This window comes from Mycobacterium sp. (assembly GCF_032162105.1).
Taxonomy (GTDB): Bacteria; Actinomycetota; Actinomycetes; order Mycobacteriales; family Mycobacteriaceae; genus Mycobacterium.
In genome coordinates, this window is sequence record NZ_JAVRPS010000289.1 from 1 (window position 1) to 7,855 (window position 7,855).

The 7,855-nt window shown below is 66.3% G+C and carries 8 protein-coding genes; 7 read left to right on the forward strand and 1 reads right to left on the reverse strand.

Annotation, left to right across the window (positions count from 1 at the left end; all coding sequences use genetic code 11):
* From QOC69_RS14850 to QOC69_RS14880, 7 genes are all read left to right on the forward strand, one after another.
* The coding region (locus tag QOC69_RS14850) for a penicillin-binding transpeptidase domain-containing protein (RefSeq protein WP_526440767.1) at nt 1–648 on the forward strand (648 nt) is incomplete at its 5' end.
* On the forward strand, nt 645–2,300 hold the full coding sequence (locus QOC69_RS14855; protein ID WP_526440769.1) for a glycosyltransferase family 87 protein: 1,656 nt from the start codon (nt 645–647) through the stop codon (nt 2,298–2,300). The genes QOC69_RS14850 and QOC69_RS14855, both read left to right, overlap by 4 nt.
* Before the next feature lie 126 nt (nt 2,301–2,426).
* A complete protein-coding gene (gene rpsF, locus QOC69_RS14860) occupies nt 2,427–2,717 on the forward strand; it encodes a 30S ribosomal protein S6 (RefSeq protein ID WP_184446190.1) in 291 nt (96 codons plus the stop codon).
* Nucleotides 2,718–2,857: 140 nt separating this feature from the next.
* The gene (ssb, locus tag QOC69_RS14865) at nt 2,858–3,373 is read left to right on the forward strand and encodes a single-stranded DNA-binding protein (RefSeq protein WP_526440771.1); all 516 of its coding nucleotides are present in this window, start codon (nt 2,858–2,860) and stop codon (nt 3,371–3,373) included.
* Between the two features lie 35 nt (nt 3,374–3,408).
* The gene (rpsR, locus tag QOC69_RS14870; protein WP_149374439.1) at nt 3,409–3,672 is read left to right on the forward strand and encodes a 30S ribosomal protein S18; all 264 of its coding nucleotides are present in this window, start codon (nt 3,409–3,411) and stop codon (nt 3,670–3,672) included.
* A 23-nt stretch (nt 3,673–3,695) separates the two neighbouring features.
* Nucleotides 3,696–4,151, forward strand: coding sequence for a 50S ribosomal protein L9 (rplI, locus tag QOC69_RS14875; RefSeq protein WP_526440774.1), 456 nt, complete (start codon nt 3,696–3,698; stop codon nt 4,149–4,151).
* A gap of 486 nt (nt 4,152–4,637) precedes the next feature.
* Nucleotides 4,638–7,718 (forward strand): replicative DNA helicase, encoded by a 3,081-nt coding sequence (locus QOC69_RS14880; protein ID WP_526440776.1) that lies wholly within the window; start codon nt 4,638–4,640, stop codon nt 7,716–7,718.
* Here the strand turns inward: QOC69_RS14880 and QOC69_RS14885 are convergent.
* Entirely contained in the window at nt 7,699–7,830 is a 132-nt protein-coding gene (locus QOC69_RS14885) for a recombinase zinc beta ribbon domain-containing protein (protein WP_526440778.1), read from the reverse strand. The genes QOC69_RS14880 and QOC69_RS14885 overlap by 20 nt on opposite strands.
* Between the last annotated feature and the right edge of the window lie 25 nt (nt 7,831–7,855).

Sequence of the window (7,855 nt, forward strand, 5' to 3'; positions counted from 1 at the left end):
GGGGTGTACCACAAGCCGCACTTCGTGCAGAAGGTGGTGAACGCCGACGGCGAGGTGCTCTTCGACGCCTCCCAGCAGGACAACTCCGGTGAGCAGAAGATCGACAAGGCGGTGGCCGACAACGTCAGCTCGGCGATGCAGCCCATCGCCGGCTGGTCGCGGGGACACAACCTGGCTGGTGGCCGGCCGTCGGCGGCCAAGACGGGCACCAACCAGCTCGGCGACACCGACGCCAACCGCGACGCCTGGATGGTCGGCTACACGCCGTCGCTTGCGACCGCGGTGTGGGTGGGCACCACCGAGGGCACCAAGCCGTTGGTGACGGCATCCGGCGGCGCGGTCTACGGGTCGGGGATACCGTCCGACATCTGGAAGGCCACCATGGACGGTGCGCTGAAGGGCACCGACAACGAGACGTTCCCCAAGCCCACCGAGATCGGTGGCTACGCAGGCCCGCCGGTGGCTCCGCCGCCGCCTCCGCCACCGCCGCCAGCGGAGACGGTGATCCAACCGACGCTGGAGATCGCGCCGGGCATCACGATCCCGTTCGGTCCACCGACCACCATCACGGCGCCGCCGCCACCGCCGCCCGGTGACCCGGCGGCGATCCCAACCCCGACCGCGACAGCGCCCCTTCCGCCGCCGTGACCGGCGACGAACCCAATCGGGCAACGGTTTCGCCGCAGCCGTTGGCCGGGGACCTCCGCAGCGCCGACGACCGCGACCTGCCTAGCCGGACCGACGTCATCGGCGCGGCGCTCTCGGGTGTGGTCGGCGGACCGGTCGGCAGGCACGCGCTGATCGGACGGGCGCGGTTCCTGACGCCGCTGCGTGTGATGCTGCTCATCGCGCTGGTCTTCCTCGCGCTCGGTTACACGACCAAGGCCGCGTGTCTGCAGTCGACCGACAAGGGCACCGCCGACCAGCGGGTGGCCGTTTGGGAGAACCAGCGGGCCTACTACGAGCTCTGCTACTCCGACACGGTGCCGCTGTACACGGCGGAGATGTTGAACCTCGGCAAGTTCCCGTACAAGTCGAGCTGGGTCGAGACCGACGGCGAGGGCAAGCCCCGCACGCAGTACGACGGCAGCCCGGCGATCCGCTACATGGAGTATCCGGTGCTGACCGGGCTGTACCAGTACGTGTCGATGGCGTTGGCCAAGACCTACACCGCGGTGACCAAGCTGGTGTCGGTGCCGATCGTCGCCGAGGTGGTGATGTTCTTCAACATCGCGGCGTTCGGTCTGGCTCTGGCGTGGATGGCCACGGTGTGGGCGACCGCGCGGTTGTCCGGCCGCCGGATCTGGGACGCGGCGGTGGTGGCTGGGTCGCCGCTGCTGATCTTCGGAGTGTTCACCAACTTCGACGCACTGGCGACGGCGGCCGCGGTCGGCGCGCTGCTGGCGTGGGCACGGCGAAAACCCGTGCTCGCCGGGGCGCTGATCGGCATCGGCGTGGCGCTCAAGCTCTACCCGATACTGCTGTTCGTACCGCTGGTGATCCTCGCGCTGCGCACCGGCCGGCTGCGTGAGGTGGGCAAGACGGCGATTGCCGCGGTGTTGACCTGGCTGGTGGTGAATCTGCCGGTGATGGTGCTGTTCCCGCGCGGGTGGTCGGAGTTCTTCCGGCTCAACACGCGCCGCGGCGACGACATGGACTCGCTCTACAACGTGGTCAAGTCGTTCAGCGGATGGCGCGGCTTCGACCAGGACCTGGGCTTCTGGGAGCCACCGTCGATACTCAACTCGGTGACCGCGGTGCTGTTCGTATTGTGTTGTGCTGGAATCGCTTACGTTGCGCTCACCGCGCGCCGCCGGCCGAGGCTGGCGCAGCTGGCGTTCCTGGTGGTCGCGGTGTTCCTGCTGACCAACAAGGTGTGGAGCCCGCAGTACTCGCTGTGGCTGGTGCCGTTGGCGGCGCTGGCGCTGCCGCACCGACGAATCCTGTTGGCGTGGATGACGGTCGACGCGCTGGTGTGGGTACCCCGGATGCTGTTCCTGTACGGCGAGCAGAAGATGGGTCTGCCCGAGCAGTGGTTCACCACCACCGTGCTGGTCCGTGACGTGGCGGTGATGGCGTTGTGCGCGTTGGTGATCCGCCAGATCTACCGGCCAGAGCTGGACCTGGTCCGTGGCGTTGGTATTGCCGGCCGCGTCGACGACCCGTCGGGCGGGGTGTTCGAGGACGCCGTCGACGACCCGCCGCGGTGGCTGCCGTCGTGGCTGCGGCCTGCCGGGCAGCCGGTGCCGGTCGGGACGACCATGGCCGAACCCGAGCCGGCGTTGACGCCTGCCGGGTGACGGCGTTAACGCGATTTCCCTGGTGACGGGCTCTTCAGGTAGCCTGGGCCGGTTGCCGACGCAGGCGATACTCCTGCCACGGATTGTCCGTGGCCGCACACGACCATAGGAGGTGATGAGGTTTCCATGCGTCCATACGAAATCATGGTCATTCTTGACCCAACCCTCGACGAGCGGACTGTAGCCCCGTCGTTGGAGACGTTCCTGAACGTCATCCGCAAGGATGGCGGTTCCGTCGACAAGGTCGACATCTGGGGACGTCGCCGGCTGGCCTACGAAATCGCCAAGCACGCTGAGGGCATCTACGCCGTCATCGACGTGAAGGCCGCCCCGGCCACGGTGTCCGAGCTGGACCGTCAGCTGGGACTCAACGAGTCCGTGCTGCGGACCAAGGTCATGCGGACCGACAAGCACTAGACAACAGCGGATGCTGTTCGCGCGAGCGATCATCGGCCGAACGCCGGTCGACTGTCGTGTGCCTTGCGTAGGCTCGCGCGAAACACGCCGCATCGATGTGCGCTGCGCGAAGAGCGCTGGCGCCGCCCCAGGAGGATCTCGTGGCTGGTGACACCATCATCACCGTCGTCGGAAATCTGACCGCCGACCCCGAACTGCGGTTCACGCCGTCCGGCGCTGCCGTCGCGAACTTCACGGTCGCGTCGACGCCCCGTACGTTCGACCGTCAGACCAACGAATGGAAGGACGGCGAAGCGCTGTTCCTCCGGTGCAACATCTGGCGCGAGGCGGCCGAGAACGTCGCCGAGAGCCTCACCCGCGGCGCGCGGGTGGTCGTCACCGGGCGGCTCAAGCAGCGTTCGTTCGAGACTCGCGAGGGTGAGAAGCGCACCGTCGTCGAGCTCGAGGTCGACGAGATCGGTCCGTCCCTGCGCTATGCCACCGCCAGGGTGAACAAGGCCAGTCGCGGCGGTAGCAGCGGCGGAGGCTTCGGCGGCGGTAGCAGCGGCGGCGGCAGTGGCGGTTCACGCAGTGCCGAGCCCGCCAAGGACGATCCGTGGGGCAGCGCGCCCGCCTCCGGCTCCTTCAGCGGCGCCGACGACGAACCGCCCTTCTGACACAAACCATTTAGTAAAGCAAGGAAGAAAGACTCATGCCCAAGACCAATACCAAGCGGCGGCCGGCTCCCGACAAGCCGATCAAGACCCGCAAGTGCGTGTTCTGCTCCAAGAAGGGCAAGAACCAGAACATCGACTACAAGGACACCGCGTTGCTGCGCACCTACATCAGCGAGCGCGGCAAGATCCGTGCCCGCCGAGTGACCGGGAACTGCGTGCAGCACCAGCGTGACATCGCGATCGCGGTGAAGAACGCGCGCGAGGTTGCGTTGCTGCCGTTCAGCTCGGCGACGCGATAGATCGAGACGGAAGAACAACGGATATGAAACTGATTCTCACCGCCGAGGTCGACCATCTGGGGTCGGCCGGCGACACCGTCGAGGTGAAGGACGGCTACGGCCGTAACTATCTGCTCCCGCGCGGCCTGGCCATCGCGGCGTCCCGTGGCGCCGAGCGGCAGGCCGACGAGATCCGCCGCGCTCGCGAGGTCAAGACCGTGCGCGACCTCGGTCACGCCGGCGAGCTGAAGACCGCCATCGAGGGGCTCGGGCCGGTGGCGCTGGCCGTGCGCGCCTCGGGCGACGGCGGCAAGCTGTTCGGTTCGGTAACGACGTCGGACGTCGTCGCGGCCATCAAGAAGGCCGGCGGCCCGAATCTCGACAAGCGGACCGTCCAGTTGCCCAAGGCACACATCAAGTCCGTCGGAGACCACCGGATCACCGTGCGGCTGCACCCCGACGTCGACGCCGTGGTGTCGCTGAGCGTGGTCGCCGAGTAGTTTCCTCAGCGCTGAATCGCCCGGGTGAGGACCAGATCGGTCTTCACCCGGGCGTTGCTGTGTCTGCTGGCGAACTCGCGTGCGAAATCGTTACCTAGCGAAGCAACCAACTGTTAACCTATTCGGCGCCAGCACGCAACACAACACGCCCGAGATCGCAACCAGGGCCGACACGCCGGTGCAATTGGCATCCACAACCACATGGGCCTTTTGTGGTGCCCTTATCTGCGGGGATGCGCAAAACGGCGCCGTTCATGCACAGGTTCTCCCCAGCGCCTCAACATGAGTGAGCAACGCTATCCACACACCATCCACGAGGTTATTAACAGGCCCGCTTTGCGGCGGTTCCAGCAACGTCTAGCGTGAGCCGTCGCGAGACAGTTCCGACGCCATCGACCGGGTGGCCGTCGGTGGGCTGACCTATTGTCGCGGGGAGCGACGTCGAATACATGTTCGACAGGGATGCAAGGGGAGGTGGGACGCTTCGTGGCAGTCGTGGATGACCTCGGCCATTCGGACATGGATGCTTCGCAGCCGAGGGAGGACTACGGCCGTCAGCCCCCGCAGGACATGGCTGCCGAACAGTCCGTGCTCGGCGGGATGCTGCTCTCCAAGGACGCCATCGCCGACGTGCTGGAGCGGCTGCGCCCTGGCGACTTCTACCGGCCCGCGCACCAGAGCGTGTATGACGCCGTCCTCGACCTCTACGGGCGCGGTGAGCCCGCGGACGCCGTCACCGTCTCCGCGGAGCTCGACCGTCGGGGGCTGCTGAAGCGCGTCGGCGGTGCGCCGTATCTGCACACCCTGATCTCGACAGTGCCCACCGCGGCCAACGCGGGCTACTACGCCGGCATCGTTGCCGAGAAGGCACTGCTGCGCCGCCTCGTGGAGGCCGGCACCCGCGTCGTGCAGTACGGGTACGCCGGCGCCGAGGGTGCCGACGTCGCGGAGGTCGTCGACCGGGCCCAGGCCGAGATCTACGACGTCACGGATCGTCGTACGACGGAGGACTTCGTTCCCCTCGAGCAGCTACTGCAGCCCACCATGGACGAGATCGACGCCATCGCGTCGCAGGGCGGCATGGCGCGCGGCGTGCCCACCGGATTCACCGATCTCGACGAAGTGACCAACGGCTTGCACCCCGGCCAGATGATCATCATCGCGGCCAGGCCTGGTGTCGGGAAGGCATTGGCACTCGACACCCTGCTTGCCACGCCGTCGGGCTGGACCACCATGGCCAACGTCGCGGTCGGCGATCAGCTCATCGGGCCTGACGGCCTGCCGACCCGCGTGGTGGCCGCCACCGCGGTGATGTTGGGCCGCCCCTGTTACGAGGTCGAGTTCTCCGACGGCACCGTGATCGTCGCCGATGAGCAGCACCAGTGGCCCACCGACCGCGGGATCCGTACGACGGCCCAGTTGCGTGCGGGGCTCGACCGAATCGCGCCGATGGCCACATCGGCTGGGCACCATGGGACGACGGCTCTGTTGGCGCCCACGGTCGAGATCGACACGGTGCGACGGATCGGCAGCGTGCCGGTGCGGTGCGTTCAGGTCGACAACGCGAGCCACCTCTATCTCGCCGGGCCGGGCATGGTGCCGACCCACAACTCGACGCTGGGGCTGGACTTCCTGCGGTCGTGCTCCATCAAGAGCCGGTTCTCGAGCATCATCTTCTCGCTGGAGATGAGCAAGTCCGAGATCGTCATGCGGCTGTTGTCCGCCGAGGCGAAGATCAAGCTCGCCGACATGCGGTCGGGACGGATGAGTGACGACGACTGGACGCGCCTGGCGCGGCGGATGAGTGAGATCAGTGAGGCGCCGCTCTACATCGACGATTCGCCGAACCTCACGATGATGGAGATCCGCGCGAAGGCCCGGCGGCTGCACCAGAAGGCCGACCTGCGGTTGATCGTCATCGACTACCTGCAGTTGATGACCTCCGGCAAGAAGGTCGAGTCACGACAGCAGGAAGTCTCCGAGTTCTCCCGCCAGTTGAAGCTGTTGGCCAAGGAACTCGACGTGCCGGTGGTCGCGATCAGCCAGCTGAACCGCGGTCCGGAGCAGCGCACCGACAAGAAGCCGATGGTGTCCGACCTGCGTGAGTCGGGCTGCCTGACGGCGAACACGCGAATCCTGCGGGCCGACAACGGCGCTGAGGTCACCTTCGGCGAATTGATGGAGACCGGCGAGCGGCCGCTGGTTTGGTCGTTGGATGAGCGCAAGCAGCTGGTCGCTCGGCCGATGACGAACGTCTTCTACAGCGGGCACAAAGAAGTCTTCAAGGTGCGGTTGGCCTCGGGCCGTGAGGTCGAGGCCACCGCGAATCATCCGTTCATGACGATGGATGGCTGGACGCCGCTGGGTGAGCTGAAAGTCGGTGACCGCACGGCGGTGCCGCGGCGGGTGCCCGAGCCGGTGCAGACGCAGCGGATGGACGACTCCGAGGTCATCCTGTTGGCGCACATGATCGGTGATGGCTCGTGCGTGAAGCGCCAGCCGGTCCGATACGCAAACATCGACGAGCAGAACCTCGCGGCCGTAACCACGGCGGCGCAGCGCTTCGGCGTGACGGCGATTCGCGATGAATACCCCGCGGCCCGCGTGACGACGCTGCGCCTCCCCGCGCCGTACCGGCTGGCTCGCGGAAAGCGCAATCCCATCGCCGCGTGGTTGGACAAGCTAGGACTGTTCGGGCTGCGGAGTCATGAGAAGTTCGTTCCCCAAGAGGTTTTCGCCCTTCCGAACGATCAGGTGGCGTTGTTCGTGCGGCATCTGTGGGCCACGGATGGGTCTGTCATGTGGAATCAGTCGACCGACCACGCTCAGATCTACTATGCCTCGACGAGCCGTCAACTGATTGATGACTTGATGCAGTTGTTGCTCCGCTTGGGGATCCAGTGCCGGACCGCGCCAGTGCACAAGACGGGTTACCGCGCTTGCTGGCACCTGTACGTAGATCGTGGACAGAACCAGACACGGTTCCTGACCACCGTGGGCGTGCACGGAGCCCGCGGCTCGAAGGCGAAGGAAGTTCTGGAGAAACTGGCGTCGCGAGGACGACGTGGCGGAGCAGATTCAGTGCCGCGCGAGGTGTGGGCCCGAGTGCGTGCAGTGATGACACGTAACCACGTCACCCAACGCGCCTTCGCGGAGGCGATGGGCTCCAAGTACTGCGGATCGACCATGTGGAAGCACTCCCCGAGCCGTTCAAGACTTCACCAGGTGGCCGCAGTACTCGACGACCGTGAGATCCACGATCTCGCGACCAATGACGTCATCTGGGACAAGGTCGTGGAAATTACCAACATTGGCGAGTTCGACGTGTACGATGGAACCGTACCTGGCACGAATAACTTTGTGGCACACGGCATTTCAGTGCATAACAGCCTCGAGCAAGATGCGGACATGGTGATCCTGCTACACCGGCCCGATGCGTTCGAGCGCGACGACCCCCGCGGCGGTGAGGCGGACCTGATCCTGGGTAAGCACCGCAACGGCCCGACGAAGACGATTACCGTTGCGCACCAACTGCATTTGTCGCGGTTCACGAACATGGCGCACTGAGGGGCCGCCGGGTCCCGGTGCAGTAGTAGCCGGGGGTGGTTTTGGCGGGGCCGTCGTAGTAGACGGCGAGTTTGCGCCCGCAGCTGCCGCAGGTGGCCAGGCCTTGCAGCAGCGCGCAGCCCTCACGGACGGCGCCG